The organism is Kocuria sp. p3-SID1428, assembly GCF_025149945.1.
Lineage (GTDB): Bacteria > Actinomycetota > Actinomycetes > Actinomycetales > Micrococcaceae > Kocuria.
This window is the reverse complement of the sequence record NZ_JALXVH010000004.1, coordinates 56,951-83,521: the sequence shown is the minus strand read 5'-3', so window position 1 is coordinate 83,521 and position 26,571 is coordinate 56,951. Positions and strand designations below refer to the sequence as shown.

Below are 26,571 nucleotides of genomic sequence, written 5' to 3'. Positions count from 1 at the left end.
CCGTCGGCGCGGACCGCAACGGGCTGTCTGTCAGCGTGCCGTCAGCCGCCGTTTTCTTCCCGGTCCCGTGAGTCTCCAGCCACTGCCGCAGCGTTCCCCGGACGATCCCGAGGTCCTCCGCGATACCGCGGAGCGTCGCTCCCGGAGTCGACTCATACAGGTCGACCGCCTGCCGGCGGAACTCCTCGGAGTAGTTCTTTCTGGCCATGGTTCATAATCTCGCTTCCCCAGCCAATGCTGGAATCAGCGTGTCCACGAACAAGGGTCAGGCCCCAAGTTCGTCCACGCCCTGAACCAGCATCACCTCATCGGATCCATGGGCCAAGTCGGTGCTGCCGGTGATAACGCGGCGATGGAATCGTTCTTCGCACTGCTCCAGAAGAACGTCCTGGACCGCAAGCGTTGGCGGACCCGCGACGAGCTCCGGATCGCGATCATCACCTGGATCGAACGTACCTACCACCGCCGTCGCCGACAGGCCCGCCTGGGCCGATTGACCCCCATCGAATACGAGACCATCATGAACCCCGCCGTGGACCTCGCGGCCTGAAACCCCAACTGTCACCTGTTCGTGCGGCAGTCCCCTGTCGGCCGCTGAGGCCGGTGAGGACTTCGATGTCGCTTTCGTGCAGAAGATGATTCCACACCACAACAGCGGGATCATCGAGTTCCTCGAGCCGCAGTCTCGCGCCGTGCACCCGCAGCTGCGCGTGGCGGCCACCTCGGGGATCACCACCCAGCAGGCCCAGGTCGCGGACTTCCGCACCTGGCTCGCCGGCCGCGCCTGATCACCGAGCTGAAACGGCGCGATCGGTGGGGCCGCCCGTTAGGGTGGCCCCACCGATCAACGACAGACTTCCATGTTCCGACCGTGCGAAAGGGGAGACCATCGTGTACTCCGGAATCGTGGCCATGGCCCTGGTGGCGATGTCGGTCGTCGTTCTCCTCTACGCGCTGCACCGCACAGCAGTGATCACGGCCGACCCGCTGACGGTGCTGCCCGCTCAGTCCGGGTGGATGCCCCAGGAGCACGCGCTGTCCCGGTTCCACGCCCGCTGGTACCTCGCCTCGATCGTGTTCCTGGCCTTCGACGTCGAGATGCTCTTCATGTACCCGTGGGCGGTGGTCGTGATCGAGAAGGGGATCTCCGCGGTCGTGGAGATGTTCCTGTTCCTCGGGGGCCTGCTCGTCGCCGTGGCCTGGGCCTGGCGGGAAGGAGCCTTCCGATGGGCCTGAACGAACTCCTCGCCCGCTTCGCGGTTCGGGCCGCGCAGGTCCTCGTCGTCGAGGTCCCGGGACACTGGGACGCGCGCATGGAACTGGAGCAGCAGCTGCTCCGCCGCGGGTGGCGGCCGGCCTCAACACCGGCCGACGCGGACGTGCTCGCCGTGTGCGGTGTCCCCGGCCCCGAGCTCTCGGAGCTCGTGGACCGGCTCTGGGAGCAGATGCCCGGTCCTCGCGTCCGCGCCGACATCACCTCGCCGGGAGGGGTGGGACCAGCCCTCGACGACGCCGCAGCGCTCCTGCTCGACACCCCGCACCACCGGACGGACGCCCGGGAACGGCCGCAGGAGCCCGAGATCCCCGAGGACGTGGATCATGGGGGCCACGGGGGCATGGACCACGGCGAGATGGACCACGGCGAGATGGACCACGGCGGTCATGGCGGTCATGGCGGCATGGACCACAGTGGTCACGGCGGGATGGACATGGCCCCGGGGGGAATCGCCCTGGCCGGGGGCGGGGAGGACCGTGACGGGCTGGAGATGGACGTGCTCCACCTTCCGCTCGGTCCCGTGCTGCCGTTCTGGCCGGCCGGGCTCGTGCTGCACTGTTCCCTGCAGGGGGATGTCGTGGTCGACGCCGAAGCCTCCGTGGTCGACGGCGCCGGAGCAGGCGGACCGGGTCCCGGTCCCGCGCCGGCGGCGGTGGTGGTGTGGTGCGACCAGGTCGTGGCGTTGCTGGCCCTGGCCGGGGCCGAGGACGCGGCATCCGGCGCCCGCCGCGCCCGGGACGCCCTCCTGCACGGCGATCGGGGCGCCGCCCGGGCCGCCGCCGAGCGGCTGCACCGGACGATCCGGAGATCACGGCTGCTCCGCTGGTCGCTGCGAGGCCTGCTGCCGCTCGACCCGTCCGCTCTGGAGCACCACGGGTTGCCGCGGCACTGCCTCGGGGACGCCCACGACCGGCTGCTGTCCCGGGTGGAACGGATCCGGGCCGAGGCCGGTGGCGCGGTGCCGGTCCCGGTGGAGGACGGCGCGGTGCCGTGGGCGGTGCTGCCAGAGCTGGTGACCGGGCTGGAGCTGGCCTCCGTGCGGCTGGCCGTGGCGAGCCTGGGCCTCGATCCGCATCCTGCCGTCCAGGAGGTGGGGCATGGCTGAGAGCGTGGTGACGACCGTCCCCGGCGGATGGGCCGTGCTGGCGGGGATCCTCCTGTGCGGGCTGGCCTTCTTCGCCGTGGCTCTGGATGCGGCGCTCTCGGCCCGGGCGCAGGGCACCGGCGGTGGATGGGGCGCGCCGCTGGGCCGTACGGCGCGGTTGCTGCGGCAGCGGCGCCGGACCACAGTGGCCGCGGACACCCTGCTGTGGCGGGTCGGTGGCGCGGGCATGCTGGTCGGAGCGTTCCTGATGATTGCGGTGCTCCCGCTGGGGGAGTGGACGCTGGCGGACCTGGACGTCGGCGTCGTGTGGTTCAACACCGTGGACGTCATGGTCTGGGCGCTGGTCTGGCTGGCCGGCTGGGGTGCGAACTCCGCCCACGGCCTGGTGGGCGGCTACCGCTTCCTGGCGCACGGGCTGGCCTACGAGCTGCCGCTGATGTTCGCCCTGGTGGCCCCGGCGATCGCCGCCGGCAGCCTGGCCGTGGGGGACGTCGCCGCGGCCCAGGACGGCGTGTGGTTCGTGGTGTGGATGCCGGTGGCGTTCCTCGTCTTCCTCATCGGCGTGACCGGCTTCTCCGTATGGGGCCCGTTCGCCCCGGCGCTGGCTGCCGACATCGGCGGCGGCGTGCTGGCCGAGCTCTCGGGGGTCGACCGCCTCGTCCTCCAGGCTGGGCGCTACCTGTTCCTGACCGCCGGCGCCGCCTTCTCGGTGCCGCTCTTCCTCGGTGGGGGCGCCGGGCCCGTCCTGCCCGGCTGGGCGTGGGTGCTGGTGAAGACCGTGCTGGTGCTCGCGGTGCTCGTGTGGCTGCGGCGGAGGATCCCGCTGCTGCGCCCGGACCGGTTCATGGAGATCGGCTGGGTGGTCCTGCTCCCGGCCGCCGTGCTCCAGGACCTGGTCGTGTCCCTCGTCGTCGTCTGGAAGGGCTGAGCCGTGCTGGTCGGAATCGTGTTCTGGGTGCTCGCCGTGGTGGCCGTGGCCGCGGGGGCGCTCGTGTTCGTGGTGGACTCCATGGCCCGGGCCACCTATGCCCTGGCGCTGTCCTTCATCGCCGTGGGGGTGCAGATCCTGCTGCTGGGCCAGAGCTATCTGGGGATCATCACGATCCTCATGATGGTGATGGAGATGGCGGTGATGGCGGTCTACATGGTGATGTTCATGGGCATGAACCCGGCGCTGATGCCCATGGACATGACCCACGGGAAGAAGACCGCGATCGGCGCCTCGGCCGGGGTTTTCGTGCTGCTGGCGGCCGGGGCGCTGCTGGTCCCGTGGCCGGAGCGTCGCGGCGCCCCGCCGGAGGACCTCACGCGTGCGCTGGGCCTGGAGATCATGGGCGAGAAGATGCTGGTGATGGCGGTGGTGGGCCCGGTCATGGTGGCCACCATCGTGGCCGGGGTGGTCCTGGCCGCCCATCGCACCCGCTACGACCGGCTCGGTGACGACCTGCGCCGCCGCCCGGCCGACGACCCGCAGCCGGGGGGTGTGGGCCGATGACCTTGGAAGCCGTGCTGGTCGTGGCCGCCGCGCTGTTCGCGGTGGGGCTCTACGGGGCCCTGTCCCAGCAGGTGGTGGTGATGGTGATGATGGGCCTGGAGCTGATGATCAACGGGGTGCTCCTGGCCGCGGCGGGGTTCTGGTGGTTCCTGGCCCCGGACCCCTCCGGGCAGGTGCTGCTGCTGGTGGTCCTGGCGGCCATGACCGTGGAGATGGCCATGGGTTTCGCCGTGGCCACTCTGCTGCACCGCAGGCGGCAGACCGACATGACCGACATGGCCGAGGAGCTCTCCCGATGACCGCGTCCCAGGCCGTGCTGCTGGCGGTGGTGGTGCTCCCGGCCACCGTGGGCGCGGTGCTCGCCCTCACCCGGGCGGAGCGTGCCGCGGCCCCGGTCGCGGTGCTCACCGCCGCGGTGACCACGGTCCTCGCGGCGGTCGCCGCCCTGACCCGGCCCGCCCTGTCCTACCCGTTCGTGGCCGGCGCCGACTTCGCGCTGGAGGTCGACGCCCTCGCAGCAGTCACCCTCCCGATGGTCGCGGGAGTGACGCTGCTGGTGCTGGTCTTCGCGGCCGGCAGCATCCGGGCGGGCCGGCCGCGGTTCCACGGGCTGATGCTGCTCTTCGCCGCCGCGGCCCTGGCCACGGCCGCGGCCGCGAGCCTGCCGGCGCTGCTGTTCGCCTGGGAGCTGATGGGCGCGACCTCCTACGCGCTGATCGGGTTCTGGTGGCGGGACTCCGACCGCGTCTCGGCCGGGCTCACGGCGTTCGTCACCACCCGCACCGCGGACCTGGGGCTCTACGTCGCCGCCGGGGCCGCCCTGGCCGGGGGCGCCGGGATGGCGCTGTCCGCCCTGCCCGCGGCGGAGGACCCGTGGCGGCACGTGATCGCGGCCGGGATCCTCGTGGCGGCCCTGGGCAAGGCCGCGCAGCTGCCCTTCTCGTTCTGGCTCTCCGGGGCGATGCAGGGCCCCAGCCCGGTGAGCGCACTGCTGCACTCCGCGGCGATGGTGGCCATGGGCGGCTACCTGCTGCTGCGCGTGGAGCCGCTGCTGACCTCCACCGGGTGGGCGGGCCCGGCCGCCGCGTGGATCGGGGTGGCCACCGCGGTGCTGATGGGGTTCGTGGCCCTGGCCCAGCGGGAGCTCAAGCAGCTGCTGGCGGCGTCCACGGTGGCGCAGCTGGGCTTCGTGGTGCTGGCCGCCGGGGTGGGCGCGGTCAGCGGAGGCGCGGCCCACCTGGTGGCCCACGCCTCCACCAAGGCCCTGCTGTTCCTGGCCGCCGGGGCGTGGCTGACCGCGCTGGGCACCGAGGAGCTCACCGCACTGCGCGGGGCCGGCCGCCGGTGGCGGGTGGTGGGCGTGACCGCCACCGTGGGGGCGCTGGCCCTGGCCGGGATCGCCCCGCTGTCCCTGTGGGCCACCAAGGACGCGGTGCTCGCCGGGGCGCTCGAGGTTTCGGGCCTGCTCTATGCCGCGGGGCTCGTGGCGGCGGCCCTGTCGGCGGCCTACGCGGGCAAGGTCCTGTGGACGATCTGGCGCCGCGGTGCCCGTGCGGAGGCGGAGGCCGGTGGCACCGGGCGGGTGGGGGTGCTGGAGCAGGCCCCGCTGGTCGTGCTCGCCGCCGGCGCGGCCCTGCTGGGGGTGCTCGCCCTGCCCCCGGTCAGCCGGGCCCTTGCCGAGGCGGTGGGCGGGCACGGCGCGGTGGCGCCCGTCAAGCTGGTTGTCTCGGCCGCGATCGCCCTGGTCGTCCTGCTGCTGATGCTGCGCGTGCGCGTCCCCGAGCCGGGCTGGGCCGTGCGGTGGCTGGGGTTGGAGGCCGCCGCGCACGCCGTCGTCGTCCGCCCCGCGCTGGGCCTGGGACACGCCCTGACCTGGTTCGACGACCTCGTCCTGGACCGGGCCGTGACCGCCGCGGCCGGGGCCGTCCCGGTGCTGGCCCGGGCCGCGGCCCGGTTCGACGACCGGGTCCTCGACGCCGGGGTCGGCGCCACGGCGCACGCCGCCGACGCGGCCGGTCGGGGTGCGGCCCGGCTCGACGACGCCGGGCTGGACGGCGCCGTCGAGGGCCTCGCCGGCCGGGTTCGCCGGGCCGGGCGGCTGGCCCGGGCCCCGCAGACCGGGGCCGTCCACCAGTACTTCCTCCAGGCCGTCGCGGTGCTCGCCGTCGGCGTCGTGGCCTGGTCCGTCTACGCCGTGATGGGATGAGCATGCTCAGTCTGATCGTCTTCCTGCCCCTGCTGGCCGCCGCCGTCCTGGCCGCTGTGCCCGCGATCGGGCCCGCGGCCGCGCGCTGGGCGTGGGTGGTGGTGTCCGTCGTGGAGCTGCTGCTTGTGGGCGTGCTGTGGGCCGGCTACGAGGACCCGGGTCCCAACGGGCTGGCGTTCGAGGAGCAGGTGCCGTGGATCCCCGGCGTCAACAGCAGCTACCACGTGGGCGTGGACGGGCTCTCCCTGCCGCTGCTGGCCATGACGGCCGTGGTGTTCCTGGCCTGCGCCGTCTACGCCCTGCGGGACGCGGACCGGCCGCGCGTGCAGGCGGCGCTGTTCCTGTTCCTGCAGGGCGTGAGCCTCGGGGTGTTCGTGGCGGCCGACCTGATCCTGTTCTTCGTCTTCTTCGACCTGTCCATCGTGGGCATGTACTTCGTGATCGCCGGGTGGGGCCACGGCAGCGCGGCCCGGTCGGCGCTGAAGTTCTTCCTCTACACGTTCCTGGGCTCCCTGGCCCTGCTGCTGGGCTTCATCGGGCTCTACGTGGCGGCGGCCCCGCACACCTTCGACATCCCCGAGCTCGTCGCCGCGGCGCCGCTGGCGGGCGACCCGCTCACCGGGGGGCTGGTGCTCGCGGCGATCCTGGTGGGCCTGGCCGTGAAGACCCCCACCGTGCCCTTCCACACCTGGCTCCCCCCGGCCCACACCGACGCCCCGGCCATCGGCTCGGCCGTGCTGGCGGGGGTGCTGCTGAAGATGGGCACCTACGGGTTCGTGCGCATCGCCATGCCGATCCTGCCGGAGGCCTGGCGGGCGTGGGCCTGGGTGATCGTGGCCGTCGGCGTCGTCTCGGTGCTCTACGGGGCGTTCGTGGCCCTGGCCCAGACGGATCTCAAGCGGATGATCGCCTACACCTCGGTCAATCACATGGGCTACATCGTCCTGGCCCTGGGCGCGGCCGGGGTCCTCGCCGAGGACGCCGCCCAGGCTCGGTCCGTGGCGGTCACCGGCGCGGTGGTGCAGATGGTCAGCCACGGGCTGATCACCGCCGCCCTGTTCCTGTTCGCCGGGGTGATGCAGGACCGGGCCGGCTCCTACGACATGGGCTCCTACGGCGGGCTGGCCGCCCCCGCCCCGCGCTACGCGGCGCTGTTCGCGGTGGGGGCCTTCGCCTCCCTGGGTCTGCCCGGGTTCTCCGGGTTCATCGCCGAGTTCCAGATCTTCGCCGGCAGCGTGGCGGTCGCCCCGGTCACCGCGGTTGCCCTGCTGGGCATCCTGGTCACCGCCGCCCTGTTCCTGCGGGCGCTGCAGCGGGTCTTCACCGGCCCCGCGGCCGGGCACACCCCCGGGTTCGAGGACCTCCGGGTGCAGGAGCTGTGGTCCGCCGGTCCTCTGCTGGCGCTGTCCCTGCTCATCGGCGTGCTGCCCCGGGTGCTGCTCGAGGTGATCGAGCCGGCCTCGGCCGCCCTCGTGAGCCTGGTGGGACGGTAGCCGGTGGAGACCTCGATGCAGATGCGCCCCGAGCTGCTGCTGCCCGAGATCCTCGTCTTCCTCGGCGCGCTGGTGGTGCTGCTGGGCGGATCGTTCCTGCCCCGGCGACGCCAGTGGATCGCCCGCGCAGCCGCAGCCCTGGCCCTGCTGGGTGCCGCGACCGCCGCGGCCCTCGCCATGGCCGGACCCGCGCAGAGCGCCTTCAGCGGCACCTTCACCGTGGACACCGCCACCGGTGCCGCCCGGGTGATCGCCGCCTTGACCACCCTGCTGGTGCTGGGGGTGGCCTCCGGGGAGATCGCCGGGTCCCCGCGGGAGTCGGACACGTACGCGCTGCTGCTCCTGGCCACCACCGGGGTGATGGTCCTGGCCGGGTCCACCGACCTGCTCGTGCTGATCGTGGGGTTCCTGCTGGCCAGCATCCCCCTGTACGGGATCGTCGGCCTCACCGGCGGCCGCGCCGGGGCCGAGGCCGCCATGAAGACCTATCTCATGGGGGCGCTGTCCGGGATCCTGCTCATGCTCGGGGTCACCGTGCTCTACGCCCTGGCCGGCGGCACCGACTACGCCCTGCTCCAGGAGGAGCTGCCCGCCGCCCCGGCCGCGGCCGTGGGCGCGGGCGTGCTGGGCGTGCTCGCCGGGCTGCTCTTCAAGGCCGGTGGGGTGCCCTTCCACTTCTGGGTTCCCGACGCCGCCCAGGGCACCGGGGCCACCGCCGCCACGTTCCTCACCACCGTGCCCAAGGTGGGGGCGCTGGTGGCCGTGTACCGGCTCGTGGCCACGGTCTCCGCCGGGGACGGCTCCTGGCTGCTCGTCGCGGCGCTGCTGGCCACCGCCTCGATGGTCCTGGGCAACCTCGCGGCCTACTGGCAGACCGACCCCCGCCGGCTGCTGGGGTGGTCGACGGTGGCCCAGGTCGGGTTCCTGCTCGTGCCCGTGGCCGCGGCCGGGCGCAGCGACCTGGCCCTGCCCTCGCTGCTGTTCTACCTCGCCGCCTACGCCGTCACCAACGTCGCCGCCTTCGCCGTCACCGCCGCACTGCCCGAGCACCGGGAGCTGGCCGACTACCGGGGCCTTGCACGGGCCCGTCCCGGGCTGGGGCTGGCCCTGCTGGTGGCGCTGCTGGGGCTGGTGGGCACCCCGCCGCTGGCCGTGTTCGTCGGCAAGCTCACCACCGCCACCGCCGCCTGGGACGGTGGGCACGGTTGGCTGGTGCTGGTGGTGATGCTCAACAGCGTGCTCAGCCTCTTCTACTACCTGCGCTGGTTCGCCCCCGTCTTCGCCCGCCCGGACCAGCACACGGCGGGGTTCCCCGGTCGCGGCGGGGCGGCCGCCTGGCCGGCCGTCACCGCCGGGGTCGCCGCGGTCGCGAGCCTGGTGCTGGGTGTCCTGGCCGGTGTCCTGTGGGCTGCCCTCGAGGGCCCCGTGGTCATGTAGGTGCGGCGACCTCCGCGCCCCGGACCGCCCGTGTGAAACGCCGAGAGGGGCGAACTCAGGCCCGGGTGGTCTGGCGGTGCTCGGCCGCATAGGCGGCGAAGACCTCACCGGGGTGCTCCCCGGTGCCCACGAAGTCGTCCTTGATCTCGGACCCGGGCTGGTTCAGGGCCGAGGACAGCCGCTGGGCGCTCGGCCGCACCGCCGGTTCGGACGGGCCATGGCCGCATCACGGAGCCGCAGCGCATACGGCAGCTGGCGGGCCAGGGACAGGTCGGGGTTGCTCTCCTGGAAGTAGAAGCCCTCGGTGTGCTGGGTGAAGTCCACGGAGATCTTCGTGAGATCCGCCTGCAGGGAATCCAGGACCCGGGAGGCGATGGCCGGCTCGACCTCCCCGATCGTCTCGGCATAGTCGGCGTCGGCCAGGCCCTTGATTTCCAGGGCCAGCGCCCGGCGCCGCATCAGGGGAGGATAGATCTGCGTGAACCACGTCAGCGCCGCGGTCAACAGAGCGAACCCGGTCAAGGCCTCGAACGGGGAAGCGACCCGGATCCACGGGTCGGTGGCCACCACGTCCCCGTAGCCCAGCGTCGACAGCGTCACCACGGAGACGTAGACGGCCTCGACCGCGTCCGGGTAGGCGGCCGCGTCGATGCCGGAGGAGTACATGAACCCGCCCGGGACGTGCGGGTAGTAGATCAGCGCCCACCCCGCTGCTTGCAGCACCACCCAGAGGAGCACCACGGCCACCATCGCCGCCGGCCCCACCGCGGAGCCGGCCCGGTGACCGGTGACCTTCGAGACCCTCCACACCGTGGAGAGCACCAGCCGGCTCAGACGTCCCTGACCGCTGGGGTGCAACAGGGTGTGGAACATGTCCATCAGCCCGGCCACGATGACCACGATCCCCAGAACTGTCAGCAGTACGTCCATGATCGACCTCCGTCGTTGGTTCTTGTTCTTCCGGTCCCCGGGTTCCGGGGCGGCTCACCGGTCCTCAGTGCTGTTCGTGCTCGCCCTGCCGCGCGTCCTCGTCGGAGCGGTGCCGCACGGTGAACCACTGCGCCACGACGATGACCAGGGCCACCACGGCGGTGATCACCAGGGTGAACGGGTCCGACTGGGATTTCAGCAGCACGAACGGCACGAGCACCGCGACGTCGAGGGCGATCGCGACCCAGGGGATCCACGGTTTGGCCCCGACGTCGTCCTTGAGGTGGCGGAGGATGCCGAGGTGGATGGCGATGTCCATGGCCAGGTACAGGATGGCGCCGAGGGAGGCGATCTGGGACAGGTCGAAGAAGGCCGCCATGACGATGGCCAGTCCCGCCGTGATGTAGAGGGACTGGTGGCCCTCCTTCCCCGGCAGCCCGGGGGCCTGGCCCATGTCGCGGAGCATGTCGTAGAGCTTCGAGACCGAGAACAGGCTCGCGATGAGCCCCGACAGGGTCGCGACCACGGCGATCACCACGGTCAGCGTCACGCCCCAGGCGCCGAACATCGGCTCGGCCGCCTCGGCCAGGGCGTAGTCCCGGGCCTCGACGATCTGCGGCACGGTCAGGCTGCCGGTCACCGCGACGGTGATCAGCAGGTAGAGCACGGTGCACAGGGCGAGGGAGATCATGATGGAGCGGCCGATGTTGCGCTCCGGCTGCTGCAGGTCGGCGCCCTGGTTGGTGATCGTGGTGAAGCCCTTGTACGCCAGGATGCACAGGGTGGTCCCGGCCAGGAAGCCCAGCCATCCCGTCTCCGGCGGGGTGCGGTCGGCGGCGGTGAACAGCCGGCCCAGGGAGGACACCCCGGCGGCGAGGATGCCGGCGATCGCCAGCACGGCGATCCCGACGATCTTGAGCGCCGCGGTCACCGTGGCGGAGCGCTCCACCCATCGGTTGCCCACCAGGTTGACCAGGGCGGCGGCCACGATCGCCACCACCGCCAGTACCGCCACCCACACCTCGGAGCCCTGCAGGCCGAAGGGGCGCAGCAGGTAGGAGGCGAAGGTGCGGCCCAGCAGGGACTCGGCCAGGATCATCGACACGTACATGAACAGGGAGAAGGACCCGGCGAGAACCCCCGGGCCGTAGGCGGCCTTGAGCAGCATCGCGATCCCGCCGGAGGACGGGTTGGTGGCCGAGTAGCGGATGTAGGAGTAGGAGCTGAACGCCACGACCACGGCGCCGGCGAGGAACGCCCAGGGCACCCAGCCGCCGGCCAGTTCGGCGACCTGCCCCACGAGGGCGAAGATGCCCGCGCCGATCATCACCCCCGTCCCGACGGCGACGGAACCGGTCAGGGAGAGTTTCTGCTGCGTCTGCGTGTCGTGGTCCATGAGGAGGTGCACGTCCTTCCTGCCGGGCGGCGAACGCCCCCGGCGGTGGGGTGGTTCGGACAGGGTCGGTGGGCCGAGCCCACGGTGCTCAGCGGGCCGCCACGGTGCCCATCATGCCGAGGTCCTCGTGGTCGAGGATGTGGCAGTGGTAGACGGTGCGGCCGCCGAAGTCCTCGAAGGCCACCCGGACCGTGACCTCCCCGAAGGCGGGGATGTTGACCACGTCCTGCCACCGCGGTCCGGGGACGTCGCGGCCTGCCTCGGACACGACCTGCATCGGCCACACGTGCAGGTGCATCGGGTGGTCCATGGGGCTGGAGTTGACCAGGGTCCACTCCTCCACGGTGCCCACCCGGACCCGCTGGTCGGTGCGCTCGGCGTCGAACTGCTGCCCGTCGATCGTGAAGGACATCATCTGCCCGGGCCCGCGCATGCTGCCCATCATCCCGCCCATCCCTCCCATGCCCATGGCGAAGTCCAGGGTGCGCCGGGCCTCGACCGGCTCCTCGCGCAGATCCCGCAGGGACGGGCCGGCGGGCACGGGCCCGGCGTCCCCGGCCCGGTCCCCGGCGACCTCGAGGGTGAGCAGCTCGATCGGCTCGTCGTTGCCGGGGCCGTCCCCGGGCATGGCCCCGCCCATCACCCCGTCCATGCTGCCGCGGTCCACCGGGGCGGCCACCAGGGTGGAGGTGCCCTCACGGGTGTCCACCAGCAGCTCCACCCGGTTGCCCGGCGCCAGGGTCACCTCGGTGAGCTCGACCGGCTCGGGCAGCCGGCCGAGGTCGCGGCCGGACAGCCGCAGGGTCTGGCCGTCGAGGGTCAGGCGCAGGTACCGGGATGGGCAGGCGTTGACGACCCGCCACAGCTCCCGCTCCCCGGGTGCGGCGGTGGCCTCGGGACGGACCTGACCATTGACCAGCACGGTCTCGCCCTCCCGGCCCATCATCTGCTGCGGCGGGGAGGCCTCGGCGAGGTTCCCGGAGGCGTCCAGGGTGATGTCGGAGACGACCAGGACCCGCTCCCGGGCCACCGGGACGGGGTCGGGGTCCTCGACGACGATGGCCCCGTAGAGCCCGGCGGCGAGCTGGTCGGCCACGTGGCCGTGGTGGTGCGGGTGGTACCAGTAGGTGCCCGGCGGGTGGTCGCCCGGCAGGACGTACTCGTAGTCGAAGGTCTCCCCGGGGGCGATGCTCACGAAGGGGTTGTCCCCGTCGTCCTGCGGGGAGACGTGCAGGCCGTGCACGTGCAGGTTCGTCGGGTCGTCCAGGCCGTTGGTCATCGCCACCCGGAGCGTGTCGCCGGGGCGGACCCGCAGGATGGGCCCGGGCAGGGAGCCGTTGAACGCCTGCACGTGCGCGGTGCGCGCCCCGATCCGCACCCGGGCGGGGGCTGCCTCCAGGGCCAGGTCCAGGGCCCCGTCGCGGCTGGACAGCACCTCGGGCTGCACCAGCTCCCGGCCGCCGCCGAGGGCCTGGCCGCCGCCGGTCCACCACAGCCCGGCCCCGCCCGCGGCCGCGGCGCCGGCCCCGGCCGCGCCCAGGGCCAGCAGCTGCCGGCGCGTCAGCGGGCTCACCGGTCGTCCTCGTCCAGGGTCCGCAGCCGCTCGCGGTACTCCTCGGTGCTGATCTCCCCGCGCGCGTAGCGCTCCTCGAGGATCTCCCGGGACCGGCGCGGGCCGGCACCCGTCGGTGGCGGGGCGCTCCCGCCCTGCCGGGTCCCGCCGCCCGAGTTCCCGGTGAACGCCTTCACGAGCACGAAGATCAGCACCACCGTGCCCAGGATCAGCAGGAGCCAGAAGATCCACATCCAGCCCATGCCTCCTCCCATGCCGTCGCCCCACATCATCGCGGTCCTCCTTCATCGATCGGTTCGTTGCTTCCTGCAGAGCGCCGCCCGTGGGCGGCGACGCCGGTCACCGGGGCGGTCAGGAACCGTCCGGCAGCTCCTGGAGCATCTGCTCCATCTCGGTGATCTCCGCCTCCTGGTCCTCGACCACCTGGCGGGCGAGCTCGACGGCCTGGGGGTTCTGCCCCTGCTCGACCTGGTCCCGGGCCATCTCGACCGCGCCCTCGTGGTGGACGGTCATCTGCTCCAGGTACAGCCGGGCCGCGTCCGTCCCCTGCGCATCGTTGAGCATGCCCATGTCCTCCTCGCTCATCATCCCGCCGGCCCCGTGGCCCATGGACGTGGAGTCCTCGCCGGGCATCGGCGCTTCCCAGGTCCGCAGCATCTGGTTCATGCGCTCGATCTCCGGGCCCTGGGCATCGACGACCTTCTGGGCGAAGGCCCGGACATCGGCGGGGACGTCGTCCTTGGCCAGCAGGATCTCGCTCATGTCCACGGCCTGCTCGTGGTGCGGGATCATCATCTGCGCGAACATCACGTCGTCGTCGTTGTGCTCTTCAGCGATCGGTTCCCCTGAGGTAGCGCCCGACGGGGTGCTCGAGGCGCTGCCGGCCCCGGTGGCGGCAGCTGTGGAGCTGGTGGTCTCGGAGGCCGCGTCAGTGTTCTCTCCGCCTCCGGTGCCTCAGCCGGCCAGGGCCAGGGCAGAGGCGAGGGCCACGGCGGTGAGGGAAGAGGCTCGGTTCATGGGGATGTCCTTACGTGGGGTAGTCGGGTGGTGGTGGCCCCAGGCAGGGCCTGGAGACCGGGAGCCGGGTCGGGCCGTGGGGGATCCGGTCCCGGCACGCTCAGGAAGAGGTGACCGCATATCCTGCACGCGCCACTGCGGCGCGCACGGATTCCTCTGCGACAGGGGTGGTGCTGGTCACGGTAACGGCCGAAGCCTCGCCGGCTACGAGGTCGATCTGCACGTCAAGGACCCCCTCCAACGCCGTGAGGGCCTCGGTGACCCGGCCGGCGCAGTGGCCGCAGGTCATGCCCTCCACCTGGTAGGTCGTGGCGGTGCCGTCCGAGGACGGCGACTGCGCCTCGACGGCAGTCCCCGCTTCCTCGGGGACAGAGGTGGGAGCGCAGCAGGCGCAACCGGTGGCGGCCATCGGCAGGGGGTGGCGGGGCGAGCTGGTCATGGTGGGCTCCTTCGGATCGTGAGGGAACGGGGAACGCCCCTCGCCTCTCAGGTATATACCCTGGGGGGGTATAGTGCAAGGATGTCAGTGAGCCTCCCGAGCGGGAGGCAGATCGGCCAGTTGGGGGGTCGGCAACTGGATGGTGAACACCGCGCCGTGTCTGGGGCCGGGGGAGGCGGCGGTCAGGGTGCCGCCGTGGGCTTCGACCAGTGCTTTGGAGATGGCCAGCCCGATCCCCGAGCCGCCGTGGTCTCGGTCCCGGGCGGTGTCCCCGCGCCAGAAGCGCTCGAACACCTGAGGCAGTTGCTCGGCACTGATGCCCTCACCGGTGTCGCTGATGCAGAGGACCACTTGGCCGGACATCTGATGGGTGGCACTGACGGTGACCGTCCCACCCGCTGGGGTGTGGCGCAGGGCGTTGGTGAGCAGATTGCCCAGCACCTGCCCCATCCGCTGCCGGTCCACCTCCAGGACCCCGGTCTCATCGTCGACGTCCACGTCGAGGGCCACGCCCTTGGCCGCGTAGGACTCCCTGTGGGCCTCGGCGGCGGTGTGCAGCAGTTCGAGCACGGGCTGTTCTGCGCGGTCCAGGTCGATGCGCCCCTCCTCGGCGCGGGAGACATCGGTGATGTCCTCGACCAGCCGGGTGAGGCGTCCCAGCTGGTCGGTCATGATCTCGCTGGTGGTTTCGTCCCAGTGGATGACCCCGTCCTGGAGGCCTTCGCAGTACACGGTGAGCACCGAGATCGGGGTGCGCATCTCATGGGCCAGGTCCGAGAGCATCCGCCGGCGGGTGCCTTCGGTACTTTGCAGACGAGCCGCCATGGTGTTGAACGCGGTGGCCACCCCGTCCACCTCCGCTCCGGCACCCAGGGCCGGTACCCGGGTGTCGTAGCGGCCGCGGGACATGCCTTGGGACTGCCGCACGAACAGGTGACAGTTGGGGTTTCAGGCCGCGAGGTCCACGGCGGGGTTCATGATGGTCTCGTATTCGATGGGGGTCAATCGACCCAGACGGGCCTGTCGACGGCGGCGGTGATACTTGCGTTCGATCCAGGTAACGATCGCGATCCGGAGCTCGTCGCGGGTCCGCCACCGCTTCCGGTCCAGGACGTTCTTCTGCAGCAGGGCGAAGAAGGACTCCATCGCGGCGTTGTCCCCCAGCGGCACCGACTTTCCCCATCGACCCGATGAGGTGATGACGGTTCAACGTCTGCACGAATTTGCGTGACCGGAACTGGGATCCTCGGTCCGAATGCACGATGCAGCCAGCGACGTGACCGCGGCGGGAAGCGGCGTTGTCCAGGGCGTTCACCGCCAGTCGTGCCTTCATACGGTCGCTGATCGAGTAGCCGACGATCCGGGCTGAGAACACGTCCTTGATGGCGCAGAGGTAGAGCTTTCCCTCGTCGGTCCAGTGCTCTGTGATGTCGGTCAGCCACAGTTCGTTGACGTCATCGGCGGAGAAGTCCCGCTTCACGAGATCGTCGTGGACCAGCGGCCCGGGACGCTTTCCGTTCTTGCCGCGATTCTTCCCGAACACGGACCACCACTGGTTGTCCCGGCAGATGCTCCATGCCGTCCGCTCGCACATCACTTCGCCGACCTCGGCGGCTTCGCCGACCAGGAACCGGTACCCGTACTCGGGGTCGTCGACGTGGGCGTCCAGTAACGCGTTGGACCGGTATGCCTCAGTCAACTCAGCCTGGGTGACCTGCTGGTGGCGCCAGCGGTAGTAGGGCTGGCGGGAGAGCTTCAGGACCCGCAGGGACACCGCGACGGGGATGCCGTCAGCGGCGAGCTCACTCACGAGCGGGTAGAACCTTTTCCCGGCAGGTTCGCCTAGGACAGGTAGGCCGCGGCACGGCGGAGGACCTCGTTCTCCTGCTCGAGCAGCCGGATCTGCTTGCGCGCATCGCGCAGCTCGGTGGAATCTTCCCGGCTCTTGCCGGGGCGGTTGCCGTCGTCGATATCGGCTTGGCGGATCCATTTGTGCAGCGTCATCTCGTGGACGCCGAAGTCCTTCGCGATCTGCGCGAGAGTGACGCCGTCCTCGCGGGACCGGGCCACTCGCACGACGTCTTCGCGGAACTCCTGGGGGTAGGCAGCGGGCATGATGCACATCCTTCCAGGCCGCCCAACGGGCAAGCCAGATCAGATGTCACCTATCCGTGCGGCAGTCCCTGGTCCGGATCAGCAAGCCACCTTCTGCTGCGGGATGATTCGCCCGCCTTCGCCGAGCGTCCGCGCCACGGACAGCAGCCACAGCGTGTCCGCGATCCGCTGCCGAGCCGTCGACTCGCTCCAGCCCCAAGTCTTCGCCACGACCGAGGCACGCACGCGCTCGACCCCGCCGGCCTTCGCGACCTCGACCGCGACAACCCGTGTCCACGACCCGACCCCGTCAGGCAGGCAGGCCCACAGCTCGGTCATTCCGACCTTCCCACCACCGTCGTGCAGCCGCAGCGCATTGCGCACAACCAGGGCCATGCGCACGGTCTCCCGGCGCGCTTCACGCAGCATCGGCTCCGGCAGGCCCATCAACCGCGAGGCCTCCGCTACGTCGCCGTCGCAGCGCACCAGAACCACCAGGGCCCGAGCGACGGTCTCGCGATTGCGCAGCAGCAGCTGCACCTGCCCCAGCACGGACTCCACAGTCGCCCAGGCCTCCTCCCGGTCCAGAAACTGCTCCTCGAACGAGGCCTCGGCCACGTCGATCACCTGAGCGTCGTCCTCGTCTCCGCCCTGCCCGGCGAAGACCACCGCCGTGCGGCTCATGTGCTTCTGACGGCGGATGAAGTCGATGGCTCGACGCTTGCCGATCATCGTCACCCAGGCCACGAGCGGCCCTTCCGTTGCGCTCCAGCGACCGATGCCCTTGACCGCCGAGATGATCGTTTCCTGCTCGATGTCCTCGGCCTCGGAGCCGAATCCAGCCGGCCCCAGCACTGAGCGAATCACCGGGGAAACAGCCTCCATCGTCTCCAGCACGGCCTGCCACGCCTCCGGCGAGCTTGCCACCAGCCGACCAGCGGTCTGCTGCGGGTTGTCCAGTCCTGCCATCGTTCAGCCCTCCTCGGACCGTTGTGCCAGCCGGTCGGCTCGGCAACCGCCACACTCGTGAGATTCCAGGTGATCCGTGTGGTGGACCGGGCACGACACCCGACGCGTCGACACGGCTGCTCGAGCTGCCGGGACGACCGGCTGAGCCACTTGCCCGGGGCCAGGCTGCGCCGTGGCGCGGAAGACGTCCTCGAGCTGTCCGACGGCCTCGGCAGCTTCGATCATCACGCCGTGATCGTTCTCAATCGCTCGGCTGACGAAAGCCTGCGGTCGGCTCACCGCCCCGCGAGCCCGGCTGAGCACGAGATCCACCACCGCGACCCAGACAGCTTCCGGCCACGACCCGACGGCGGCCCCGTGCTCCATCCGCAACCGAGCGACGTTCACGCCTCGGTGCTGGCTCGGACGGCTAGCCGGAGTCGGCTGCTGAGGATGATCCTCGATCATCGTCATCGGTCGATCATCATCCACAGGCCCGTCCTCGGGCACGGATGATGATGATGGATAAAAGACGGGCGCGCGCGTAGTAGAGAGTCCGCGAGGGTCACTACCGGCACGTCGTTCCGGTAGGACCGGAACAGTGTTCCGGTAGGACCCCTCTACCGGCACGTTGTTCCGGTGGTTCCCACTAGGCGAAACGGAGTTATCCACAGGCGGCGCTTCGTCCACCGGCACGTTGTTCCGGTGGCTCTGACTGGGCGCGATACCTTCCGGTTGCTCGGCCACGAGATCCGGGCCGAAGTCCTCACCGGCAGGCAGACCGCGCTGCGACACCTGCTCTCGCAGCTGCCGGCGCACCTCGCTGAGACCGCCCCAGGCGGCCTTGGAGCTGGCCTTCTCCAGGTGCAGCACGAGACCATCCACGCCGCGCGTTCCGTCGCGCCGAGTCGTGCGCACCCGCGTCATGAGACCGGCTTCTTCCAACTCCGTGATGGCCTTGCGCACGAACCGCTCGCTGTACTCGGTCTTCCATGCCAGGAAGGACTGCGAGACCCGGGCCTCCCCGAAGTCGTCAGCGCTGTCCGCAAGGGCCATCAGCACCAGCTTCTGCGAAGACTTCACCTGCTGCGTCCACGCCCACGAGATCGCCCTGATGCTCATGCTGCGTCCTCCTCGAACAGCTCAGGCCGCGCCGCACGCAGCTCCTTGATCCGGTTGCGCCCCGTGCGCTCAGACACGCCCAGGAAGCTGCCCGCAGTCGACCCCGTGACGGGCTCACCGGCACGACGACGCCCGAGCACCCACTCAGTGAAGTCATCCTCCGACGGACCTTCAGGTTCCTCAGCCGCACGCTCGGGGCGCACCTGTGCCACCGGCGCGGTCTTGATTGCAGGCTCCTCGGCAGGGGCTTCCGGCTCCGTCTCAGGTGCCGGCACCTCGGCAGGAGCCTCAGGCTCGACGGGGGCTTCCGGCTCCGGTTCGGGGGCAGGCTCAGGTGCCGGCACCTCAGCAGGGGCCTCCGGTCCCAGGGTCGGCCCCGCAGCCTCCACTGGGGCCTGTACGGGTGCTGCCTGTCCCACCTGCGGCGACGGCTCAGGCGAGGCCACTGGGACGGACAGCGAGTCTTCAGGCGCCTCCACAGGCTCCACCGGGGCCTGCCGGTCCTGCGGGCGCAGCACCACCAGACGGGCCATTTGCTCGGTCGCCGCGAAGACCCCCAGCGGGGCCAGCGCAGCCAGGGACGCACCGACCCAGGTCTGCCACCACACCTGCTGCGGCACAGCCACAGCGTGCGCCGCGTTCGCAGCCACCGACATCGCAGTGAACACCGCCAAGGAGGTCCACGACGGCCACACGGATTCACCACGTGACCGATGCACCAGCACCGCCAGCGCATAGGTGAGGATCGCGCCGTCGATGAAGACCGGCACGGCCCATTGCAGGCCCGGGCCGATGCCCGCCCATGCCGCCACGTCATGCAGCGCCCGGAAGCTCACCGCGAAGCTAGTCAGCCCCAGCAGCCCGACCAGACCCACGACGATCCACTGGACGCCCCGGGTGTCCGGGTCGATTCGAGACGTGCGGGGCGGGGTCGGTGCTACCGTGTCGCTCACCAGCGTTGATCCTTCTGAATCTCGGGTTTTCTGCTGATGAGATGCGCGTCCGGATGCCCCCGGGCGCGCATCGTTTTCTGTGCGCTCAGGCCTGGTCATCATCAGCCTCATCCAGATCCCCGATGACACCGTCCAGGGACTCGATCACGGTCCCCAGGACACGGCGCAGTGCTTCCTGCGACTCGCCATCCAGGTCGGTGACACCCAGATCGACGATGACTCCGCCAGCAGCCAGTACGGTCCGCGCCGCAGCCATCGTCAGCTGCGTCGGCCCCGGGTCTTGCGGATCCTCAGTCAGGCGCGGCTCCGCCTTGCGCTGCCTCAGCAGTGCTGCGCAGCGGGACTCCGCCTCGAGCAGCGCCTGTCGCGGCTCCTCCCACCAAGCAGACTCCGCCGGCTCCGACTCCTGGCCGGAGACCGGCTCCGGGTCCAGGACGTCGCCAGAGAGCACCTGATCGACATCCGCTCCAGGCAGGTTTGCGGGATCAACCATGGAGATCCCGAGCCCGTCCAGGGAGACGTCGGCGAACTCGGCAGCGTCTTCCGCCGTCGGAACCGACTTCTTGGGCTTCTTGTAGGACTTGCCATCCAGACCCACGACGTTCGAGGACTCCTCAGGTGACCCATTTGGGTCACCTGCCGGCGCGACACGCTGCACCGTGCTGTACGACAGATCCGTGGCCTGTGAGATCGCCCGCATGCTCATGCCGGCTTCGCGCATGGACTGAATGACCTCGTCGCGCTGCTCACGCGGCGGACGCAGCTGGAGTCCGCGGAAGTTCGCATCGATCCAGGCGTCCCAGGTCTCGAAGCCCAGCGGCTCCCACACGCGGCCCTCCCAGGCCTGCACGATCAGCGCGTGGACATCAGCCAGTCCTTCTGCGATCTGGTTCGTCAGCTCGCGCGCATCCGTCTCGTTCAGTGGCTGCGGGTTCGTCGTCATCGTCGTCGTGCTCATCGCTGCGCCTCCTTCTCGTCTGCCGGCAGCAGATCCCGCAGGCTCAGATCCAGCGCCTGAGCCACTGACTCAAGTTCCGAGTACGAGAACTCCCGATCTCCGTTGAGTCGCGCAGAAAGTGAGGTCCGCCCCATCTCGATCCGCGCCGCCAGCTGGGCCTGTGTCATCTCGCAGAAGGCCATCCGAGAGCGGATGGCCAGGGCGAGTCGCTTTTGCTTCGTCATGGGGACAGTGTCCCGCTGAGCGGGACACTATGTCAACAAGAGTGTCCCTTTCAGCGGGACACAGGACCATTTTTCGGACTTTCTGCCCTGCTGTGGGTACAGTGGGTCCATGACAAGTGAGACCACAGAACCCCTGGATCCCCGTGCCGTCCTCGTCGGAAACGAGGTCCGCGCCTGGCTCGGTCGACGCGACGTAAGTCAGTCGCAGATGGCGACCCGCCTAGGGCTGGCAAGAAGTGCAGCATCCCGACGCATGCGTGGAGAGCGCCCGTTCTCGATCACGGAATTGATGGAGATCGCAGACTGGCTCGACATCTCCCTTTTGGAATTGCTCGGCCCCGATCTTGCGCAGGCACGCAAAAGCCCCCGTGGTGACTTGGTCACCACGGGGGCTGGAGGGCTCCCCCGGCTGGACTCGAACCAGCAACCCTTCGATTAACAGTCGAATGCTCTGCCAATTGAGCTACGGGGGAAGGTGCACGTCGCCGTGCAACAGACAGACACCCTACCTTGTGCACTGCCCCCGCGCAAAACCCGTCCGGGGCTCGGCTCAGGCCGGACGCAGCTGGCGACGGCGGGCCTCCAGATCGAGCAGGCTGCGGCTGATCTCGCGGAAGCGCTCCGGCTCCTGGACCGACGACGTCCGCTGCAGCTCGGCGCGCAGATCCGCCTGGCGCCGGTTGATCTGGCGGTCGAACAGGTGGTTGATCACCCCGGTGGCGTAGCGCTCGAGCTGCTGTTCGTCCGAGGCGGGCAGCGCCCGCATGGACAGTCCAGCCAGATAGCCGTGCAGCTCCTGCGGCAGCGCAGCGCGCAGGGCCTCGATCCAGCCTCGCCCCGGGGTGATCTGCTGATCCGCGCCGATACCGGCGAGCACCTGGACCACCCCGCGATGCACCGCGGTGTGCACGGGATGCGCGCATTCGGCCTCGGTGAACTGCTGCCACTCGGCCTCCCCCAGCAGATGCGGGACCTGCACGACGACCTCAAGCGCCTCCTTCTCCGTGCGCAGCAGCGGATCGCGGGGATCCGGCCACTCGATGCGCGGAGGATGGGCGGCGTCGTCGTCGGGAGCCCCTGGGCCGCCCTGGGGACTGCGCGACTGCTGATCGGAGCCGTCGACCGGGCGGTCGAACGTGCGCTGCTGCCCCGCGCCGCGCCCCTGACCGCCGCTCTCACCGCGGGCGTCGGCGCGGGCGGAGGCCTCGACGGCCTGCACGACGTCCGGGACCTCGAGCCCCAGCCACCCGGCCAGCTGGCGGGCATAGGCCGGGCGCAGCGTGGTGTCACGGATGCGCCCGACGATCGGAGCGGTCGCTCGCATGGCCTGGACCCGGCCCTCCAGCGATTCCAAGTCGTAGCGCTTCATGGCCGCGCGGATGGCGAACTCGAACAGCGGCCGCTTGGCGCTCAGCAGCGAGCGCACAGCGGCGTCCCCGCGAGCCAGGCGCAGCTCGCACGGATCCATGCCGTTCGGCTCCACCGCCACGAAGGTCTGGGCCATGAAGCGCTGATCCTCCTCGAAGGCGCGCAGAGCGGCCTTCTGCCCAGCCTCGTCGCCGTCGAAGGTGAACACGACCTCGCCGCCGGAGCCGTCATCCGAGAGGAAACGGCGCACGACCTTGATGTGCTCAGCACCGACGGCAGTGCCGCAGGTCGCCACGGCGGTGGGGACCCCTGCCAGGTGCATGGCCATCACGTCCGTGTACCCCTCGACCACGACCACCTGGCGCTGCTTGGCGATCTGGCGCTTGGCCTTGTCGATCCCGTAGAGCACGGTGGACTTCTTGTAGAGCTGGGTCTCGGGGGTGTTGAGGTACTTGGGGCCGTTGTCGTCGTCGAAGAGCTTGCGGGCCCCGAAGCCGATGACCTCCCCGCCGATCCCCCGGATGGGGAAGATCAGCCGACCCCGGAAGCGATCGATCAGCCCGCTGCGCCCGGAGGAGAACATGCCGGTGCCCTCGAGCTCGTCGTCGGTGTAGCCGCGCTGGCGCAGGTGATCCAGCAGCCTGGTCCAGCCCTTGGGCGCATAGCCCACGCCGTAGTCGGCGGCGTCCTGCGGGGAGAAGCCGCGATCGCCCAAGTAGGTGTGGGCGGCTCGTGCTCCGGCGGTGCGCAGCTGGGCCTGGAAGTACTCGGCGGCGACCTTGTGGGCATCGAGCAGACGCTGCCGACGCCCCACCATGGCCTTGTCCGGCCCGCTGCCCTGCTCGTAGTGCAGCTCGTAGCCGATCCGGGCGGCCAGCCGCTCGACGGTCTCCGCGAACGTGGTGTGCTCCATGGCCTGGATGAAGGCGATGACGTCGCCGGACTCGTCGCAGCCGAAGCAGTGATAGGTGCCGTACTGCGGGCGGACGTGGAAGGACGGGGTGCGCTCGTCGTGGAAGGGGCACAGGCCCTTGTAGGAGCCGATGCCGGCCGACTTGAGCGTGACGTAGCCCTCGACGATCTCGCGGATGTCCGTCCGCGAGCGCACTTCGTCGATGTCCTCGCGCTTGATCAGTCCGGCCACTGGGCCATTCTACGGCCGTCGGTCAATCGCCCGGGCCCCCGGGGACCGGGCTGGCAGGAGCCTCCGGGTCGAGGGTGCGGGCGGCCGACAGCGCACCGCCGCCCAGCAGCGCGGCCAGGGCGAAGGCGAAGAAGCCCCACGGGTGGGCCAGCCCGGCGGAGAGCAGGGTGCCGCCCACCAGCGGTCCGGAGATCGCACCCAGGCGCCCCGTGCCGGCCGACATGCCCAGCGCGGTGGCCCGGACCTGCGCAGGGTAGTTGGAGGCGGTGAAGGCGTAGACCAGCACCTGCGCGGAGAACACGAAGCAGCCGGTGAGGAAGACCATGACGTAGATCCCGCCCAGCGGCAGGCGGATCACCAGCGCCGAGAGCATGACGGCGGCCCCCAGGAACCACACGATGCCCGCGATCCGAGGGGTGAACCGGTCCGCTGCCCGCCCGGCGATGAACAGCCCGACGATCGCGCCCACGTTGAGGATCAGCAGGAAGCCCAGGGCATTGCCGAGGTCGTAGTCGGCGGCGCGCATGATCTGCGGCAGCCAGGTGTTCAGACCGTAGACCAGCAGCAGGCCCATGAAGGAGGCGATCCACAGGATCACGGTGTTGCGGCGGTACGGACCGGACAGCAGCAGGCCGGCCCCGACCTTCTCCTTCTGGGTATCCGATCCGGCCCTGGTGAGGGCCTCCTGGCGCTCCAGCCGCGTGGCGAAGTCGATGCCGTAGTGCTCGGCGACTGCCCGGGCCTCGTCGCGGCGTCCCTGCGAGAGCAGGAACTCCGGGGACTCGGGCAGGAAGCGCAGCATCAGCGGCACCAGGATCACGGCCGGCAGGGCGCCGGCGATGAACATGGCGTGCCAGGACAGCTGCGTGACGATCCAGATCGCCAGCGCCGCGGTGAGCACCGCTCCGACGTGGTAGCCGGTCATGACGGTGGTGGTCGCATTGCCTGTGCGACGGGCGGAGGAGAACTCCGTGACCATGGAGATCGCGGTGGGCAGGCAGCCGCCCAGGCCCACGCCGGCCAGGAAGCGCAGGATCCCGAACACGGCGATCGAGTCGGTGAAGGCCATGGCCAGGGTCAGCAGGGAGAAGATCGTCACCGCGCCGATCAGCATCCGACGGCGGCCGAAGCGGTCCGTGGCCCAGCCCATCCCGAGAGCGCCGACCATCATGCCGAACAGTCCGGCGGTCGCCACGGCCGTGCCGGAGGCGGCCGAGAGCCCGAAGTCCGGGTCCTCGATCATGGAGGGCATGACCGCGCCCAGGACGACGGCGTCGAAGCCGTCGAGCAGCACGGCGATCCAGCACAGCGGCGCCACCCAGGCGCGGCCGCGCAGGACCTGGTTCACGGGGGTCTCAGCGGGCACGGGCGTGTCTCCTTCGCGCAGGGCGATTCGGGGGTCGGACCCACGGGACGCGGGCCGGTTCACTGTAATCCGCGTCACTCGCCGCTCGAAGGCCGATTCCGTTCAACGGGATGACGGCGTGCCGACAGACGCTGCCGCCGGAGGGCCGTCTTCAGCGCCGCACGATCGACTGGCGGCGCAGCTCCTGGACGAAGACCACGGTGCCCACGCCGATGAGGATCAGCCCGAGGACCAGTCCCAACGTGCGCATCCACCCGGCCGCCTCGATCAGATGCGGCAGCACGATCGACAGCGCGGCGATCAGCAGGACGACGGCGGAGACGATCATCCCGGGAGCGCGCGAGGCCTCCTGGGCCTTCGGTGAGTCGACCCCGGCGGGGACGCGGCCGTTCGGGGACTGCTGTGCCGATGCCATGGTCTGGCGCTCCTTGGAGGGTGGGTGCGGTCGGGGGCCCGGTGCTGGTCAGGGCATGAGGACCGGTCCGGCAGATGAGAGGCGGCCCGTCGGTACACCATCCTAATGAGGTGCCCCGACGGGCCGCGTGACGTGCGGGTCAGAGGCTCAGGCGAGCATCATGCCGACGATGGTCGCAGACATCAGGTTGGCCAGGGTGGCGGCCAGGATGGCGCGGATGCCGAGCTCGGCGATCTCCGGGCGGCGCTCCGGGGCCAGTCCGCCCAGACCGCCCAGCAGGATGCCCAGCGAGCTGAGGTTGGCGAAGCCGGTGAGGGCGAAGGTGGTGATGGCAGCCGTCTTGGGGCTGAAGCTCTCGATCTGCGGGCCGAAGTCGGCGAAGGCCACGAACTCGTTGACCACGACCTTCTGGCCCACGAAGCTGCCGGAGGCCACGGCCTCGTTCCACGGCACGCCGATCATGGTCATGATCGGGGCGAAGACCCAGCCCAGGATCTGCTCGAAGGTCAGATCCGGGGCGCCGAACCAGCCGCCGACCGTGCCGATGATCAGGTTGACCAGGGCGATCAGCGCGATGAACGCCAGCAGCATGGCGCCCACGGTCAGCGCCAGGCGCAGGCCGTCGCTGGCGCCGGCCGCGGCGGCGTCGATCACGTTGCGGTGCTTGAGAGCGTCTCCCGGATCCTCGACGACGACGGCCTCCTCCGCCTGCTCGCCATCGGCCCACGGGGCATCGGCTGCGGCGTCGTCGGTCGCGGCGACGACGGGGACATCGCTGTTCTCGGCGGCCAGCTTGGCGGCACCGACCTTCTCCAGGCGGTCGGCCTCCTCGTCCGAGACGGTCTCCGGCTCCAGGATCTTCGCCATGAGCAGCGCGCCCGGGGCGGCCATGAAGGAAGCGGCGATCAGGTACTCGAGCGGGGCGCCCAGCAGGGAGTAGCCGACCAGCACGGAGCCGGCGACGGTGGTCAGCCCGCCCACCATGACGGCGAACAGCCCGGAGCGCGTGAGCCCGGGGATGTAGGGGCGGATGACCAGCGGGGCCTCGGTCTGGCCCACGAAGATGTTGGCCGCCGTGTTGACGGACTCGGCGCGCCGGGTGCCCAGCAGCCAGCCGATGCCGCGGCCCAGCCAGTTCACGACGAACTGCAGGATGCCCCAGTGGTAGAGCACCGCGGTCAGCGAGGCGAAGAAAATGATGACCGGCAGGACCTGCAGCGCGAAGACCACACCGTCCTCCGGCACGAGACCGCCGAACACGAAGTCGATGCCGGCGTTCGCCGAGCCGATGACCTCCTGGACCCCGCTCGAGACGATCTCGAGGACCCGCTGGCCGAACGGCCAGTAGAGGACGGCGATGCCGAACACGACCTGCAGGCCCAGGGCCGCGGCGACGGTGCGGATCCTGATCGCCCGCCGGTTGGAGGAGAGGAGGAAGGCGATGAGCAGGATCCCTGCCATGCCTCCGATGCCCCAGAGGATTCCGATCACGGTGTGCTGCCTGTTCCCGCGTCCTGCGCGTGTCGTGGATGCCTGTCGGCGATGCGATGGTGCCTACGCAAGGGAAGTCTAAGGGAGCTGGGCGCAGGCTGAGGAGAACCTGGCAGTTCGG

The 26,571-nt window shown here is 70.7% G+C and carries 25 protein-coding genes, 1 tRNA gene and 5 pseudogenes; 11 read left to right on the top strand and 20 right to left on the bottom strand.

The features are described from left to right. Position 1: 1 nt before the first annotated feature. Positions 2–208, bottom strand: a pseudogene (locus tag M3E84_RS01950) (transposase); the annotation flags it as partial. A gap of 66 nt (positions 209–274) precedes the next feature. On the opposite strand from M3E84_RS01950, the pseudogene M3E84_RS01945 reads away from it, so the two are divergent. The 10 genes and pseudogenes from M3E84_RS01945 to M3E84_RS01900 all read left to right on the top strand — a co-directional run. Next, a pseudogene (locus tag M3E84_RS01945) lies at positions 275–550 on the top strand (integrase core domain-containing protein); the annotation flags it as partial. Positions 551–584: 34 nt separating this feature from the next. Continuing rightward, positions 585–788: a DUF305 domain-containing protein gene (locus tag M3E84_RS01940; RefSeq protein WP_259894339.1), complete on the top strand. Its 204-nt coding sequence runs from the start codon at positions 585–587 to the stop codon at positions 786–788. Between the two features lie 103 nt (positions 789–891). After that, on the top strand, positions 892–1,236 hold the full coding sequence (locus M3E84_RS01935) for an NADH-quinone oxidoreductase subunit A (protein ID WP_047691301.1): 345 nt from the start codon (positions 892–894) through the stop codon (positions 1,234–1,236). Beyond that, the gene (locus M3E84_RS01930) at positions 1,227–2,381 is read left to right on the top strand and encodes a hypothetical protein (RefSeq protein WP_259894325.1); all 1,155 of its coding nucleotides are present in this window, start codon (positions 1,227–1,229) and stop codon (positions 2,379–2,381) included. The genes M3E84_RS01935 and M3E84_RS01930 overlap by 10 nt, the downstream gene beginning before the upstream one ends. Further along, on the top strand, positions 2,374–3,309 hold the full coding sequence (locus tag M3E84_RS01925) for an NADH-quinone oxidoreductase subunit H (protein ID WP_075868081.1): 936 nt from the start codon (positions 2,374–2,376) through the stop codon (positions 3,307–3,309). Before M3E84_RS01930 ends, M3E84_RS01925 begins: the two co-directional genes overlap by 8 nt. A gap of 3 nt (positions 3,310–3,312) precedes the next feature. Continuing rightward, the gene (locus tag M3E84_RS01920; protein WP_062735583.1) at positions 3,313–3,876 is read left to right on the top strand and encodes an NADH-quinone oxidoreductase subunit J; all 564 of its coding nucleotides are present in this window, start codon (positions 3,313–3,315) and stop codon (positions 3,874–3,876) included. Continuing rightward, entirely contained in the window at positions 3,873–4,175 is a 303-nt protein-coding gene (locus M3E84_RS01915; protein WP_010534530.1) for an NADH-quinone oxidoreductase subunit K, read from the top strand. The genes M3E84_RS01920 and M3E84_RS01915 overlap by 4 nt, the downstream gene beginning before the upstream one ends. Next, positions 4,172–6,082, top strand: coding sequence for a proton-conducting transporter membrane subunit (locus tag M3E84_RS01910; protein ID WP_259894324.1), 1,911 nt, complete (start codon positions 4,172–4,174; stop codon positions 6,080–6,082). Before M3E84_RS01915 ends, M3E84_RS01910 begins: the two co-directional genes overlap by 4 nt. A gap of 2 nt (positions 6,083–6,084) precedes the next feature. After that, complete coding sequence (locus M3E84_RS01905; protein ID WP_259894323.1) at positions 6,085–7,575, top strand: NuoM family protein; 1,491 nt, start codon at positions 6,085–6,087, stop codon at positions 7,573–7,575. 15 nt (positions 7,576–7,590) lie between these two features. Continuing rightward, on the top strand, positions 7,591–9,012 hold the full coding sequence (locus M3E84_RS01900; RefSeq protein WP_259894322.1) for an NADH-quinone oxidoreductase subunit N: 1,422 nt from the start codon (positions 7,591–7,593) through the stop codon (positions 9,010–9,012). A 55-nt stretch (positions 9,013–9,067) separates the two neighbouring features. Here M3E84_RS01900 and M3E84_RS01895 read toward each other — a convergent pair whose 3' ends face one another. The 14 genes and pseudogenes from M3E84_RS01895 to M3E84_RS01830 all read right to left on the bottom strand — a co-directional run bounded on the left by M3E84_RS01895 (position 9,068) and on the right by M3E84_RS01830 (position 20,666). Continuing rightward, positions 9,068–9,211 (bottom strand): hypothetical protein, encoded by a 144-nt coding sequence (locus M3E84_RS01895; RefSeq protein ID WP_259894321.1) that lies wholly within the window; start codon positions 9,209–9,211, stop codon positions 9,068–9,070. Beyond that, a complete protein-coding gene (locus M3E84_RS01890) occupies positions 9,175–9,942 on the bottom strand; it encodes a potassium channel family protein (RefSeq protein ID WP_259894320.1) in 768 nt (255 codons plus the stop codon). Before M3E84_RS01890 ends, M3E84_RS01895 begins: the two co-directional genes overlap by 37 nt. Before the next feature lie 64 nt (positions 9,943–10,006). After that, positions 10,007–11,338 carry an APC family permease gene (locus tag M3E84_RS01885; protein ID WP_062736978.1) on the bottom strand — a complete coding sequence of 444 codons (1,332 nt, stop codon included), beginning with the start codon at positions 11,336–11,338 and terminating at the stop codon, positions 10,007–10,009. An 88-nt stretch (positions 11,339–11,426) separates the two neighbouring features. Further along, complete coding sequence (locus M3E84_RS01880) at positions 11,427–12,911, bottom strand: multicopper oxidase family protein (RefSeq protein WP_259894319.1); 1,485 nt, start codon at positions 12,909–12,911, stop codon at positions 11,427–11,429. Next, positions 12,908–13,183: an SHOCT domain-containing protein gene (locus M3E84_RS01875; protein ID WP_259894318.1), complete on the bottom strand. Its 276-nt coding sequence runs from the start codon at positions 13,181–13,183 to the stop codon at positions 12,908–12,910. Before M3E84_RS01875 ends, M3E84_RS01880 begins: the two co-directional genes overlap by 4 nt. 79 nt (positions 13,184–13,262) lie before the next feature. Then, a pseudogene (locus M3E84_RS01870) lies at positions 13,263–13,928 on the bottom strand (DUF305 domain-containing protein). A gap of 100 nt (positions 13,929–14,028) precedes the next feature. Further along, positions 14,029–14,367 carry a heavy-metal-associated domain-containing protein gene (locus tag M3E84_RS01865; RefSeq protein WP_047691956.1) on the bottom strand — a complete coding sequence of 113 codons (339 nt, stop codon included), beginning with the start codon at positions 14,365–14,367 and terminating at the stop codon, positions 14,029–14,031. An 84-nt stretch (positions 14,368–14,451) separates the two neighbouring features. Then, positions 14,452–15,291 (bottom strand): annotated as a pseudogene (locus tag M3E84_RS01860) (ATP-binding protein); the annotation flags it as partial. 24 nt (positions 15,292–15,315) lie between these two features. Further along, positions 15,316–16,482 (bottom strand): annotated as a pseudogene (locus M3E84_RS01855) (IS3 family transposase). Positions 16,483–16,560: 78 nt separating this feature from the next. Continuing rightward, positions 16,561–17,358, bottom strand: coding sequence for an RNA polymerase sigma factor (locus M3E84_RS01850; RefSeq protein WP_259894317.1), 798 nt, complete (start codon positions 17,356–17,358; stop codon positions 16,561–16,563). Between the two features lie 75 nt (positions 17,359–17,433). Then, positions 17,434–18,531, bottom strand: coding sequence for a helix-turn-helix domain-containing protein (locus M3E84_RS01845; RefSeq protein ID WP_144793959.1), 1,098 nt, complete (start codon positions 18,529–18,531; stop codon positions 17,434–17,436). Next, complete coding sequence (locus tag M3E84_RS01840) at positions 18,528–19,484, bottom strand: DUF2637 domain-containing protein (protein ID WP_186304522.1); 957 nt, start codon at positions 19,482–19,484, stop codon at positions 18,528–18,530. Before M3E84_RS01840 ends, M3E84_RS01845 begins: the two co-directional genes overlap by 4 nt. An 85-nt stretch (positions 19,485–19,569) precedes the next feature. Next, the gene (locus M3E84_RS01835; RefSeq protein ID WP_144999057.1) at positions 19,570–20,442 is read right to left on the bottom strand and encodes a hypothetical protein; all 873 of its coding nucleotides are present in this window, start codon (positions 20,440–20,442) and stop codon (positions 19,570–19,572) included. Continuing rightward, positions 20,439–20,666 (bottom strand): helix-turn-helix transcriptional regulator, encoded by a 228-nt coding sequence (locus M3E84_RS01830; protein WP_053447679.1) that lies wholly within the window; start codon positions 20,664–20,666, stop codon positions 20,439–20,441. Before M3E84_RS01830 ends, M3E84_RS01835 begins: the two co-directional genes overlap by 4 nt. Before the next feature lie 109 nt (positions 20,667–20,775). On the opposite strand from M3E84_RS01830, the gene M3E84_RS12445 reads away from it, so the two are divergent. Then, positions 20,776–21,105 carry a helix-turn-helix transcriptional regulator gene (locus M3E84_RS12445; protein WP_144793986.1) on the top strand — a complete coding sequence of 110 codons (330 nt, stop codon included), beginning with the start codon at positions 20,776–20,778 and terminating at the stop codon, positions 21,103–21,105. Here the strand turns inward: M3E84_RS12445 and M3E84_RS01825 are convergent. The 5 genes from M3E84_RS01825 to M3E84_RS01805 form a co-directional block, all read right to left on the bottom strand. Beyond that, positions 21,067–21,139 (bottom strand) — tRNA-Asn (locus M3E84_RS01825). The two genes, M3E84_RS12445 and M3E84_RS01825, sit on opposite strands and share 39 nt — an antisense overlap. Positions 21,140–21,216: 77 nt before the next feature. After that, on the bottom strand, positions 21,217–23,178 hold the full coding sequence (gene dnaG / locus M3E84_RS01820; RefSeq protein ID WP_259894316.1) for a DNA primase: 1,962 nt from the start codon (positions 23,176–23,178) through the stop codon (positions 21,217–21,219). A 22-nt stretch (positions 23,179–23,200) separates the two neighbouring features. After that, positions 23,201–24,544, bottom strand: a complete 1,344-nt coding sequence (locus M3E84_RS01815; RefSeq protein ID WP_259894315.1) for an aromatic acid/H+ symport family MFS transporter — start codon at positions 24,542–24,544, stop codon at positions 23,201–23,203. Positions 24,545–24,695: 151 nt separating this feature from the next. After that, positions 24,696–24,959 (bottom strand): hypothetical protein, encoded by a 264-nt coding sequence (locus tag M3E84_RS01810; RefSeq protein ID WP_259894314.1) that lies wholly within the window; start codon positions 24,957–24,959, stop codon positions 24,696–24,698. 147 nt (positions 24,960–25,106) lie between these two features. Continuing rightward, on the bottom strand, positions 25,107–26,450 hold the full coding sequence (locus M3E84_RS01805) for a NupC/NupG family nucleoside CNT transporter (protein ID WP_259894313.1): 1,344 nt from the start codon (positions 26,448–26,450) through the stop codon (positions 25,107–25,109). Positions 26,451–26,571: the final 121 nt, after the last annotated feature.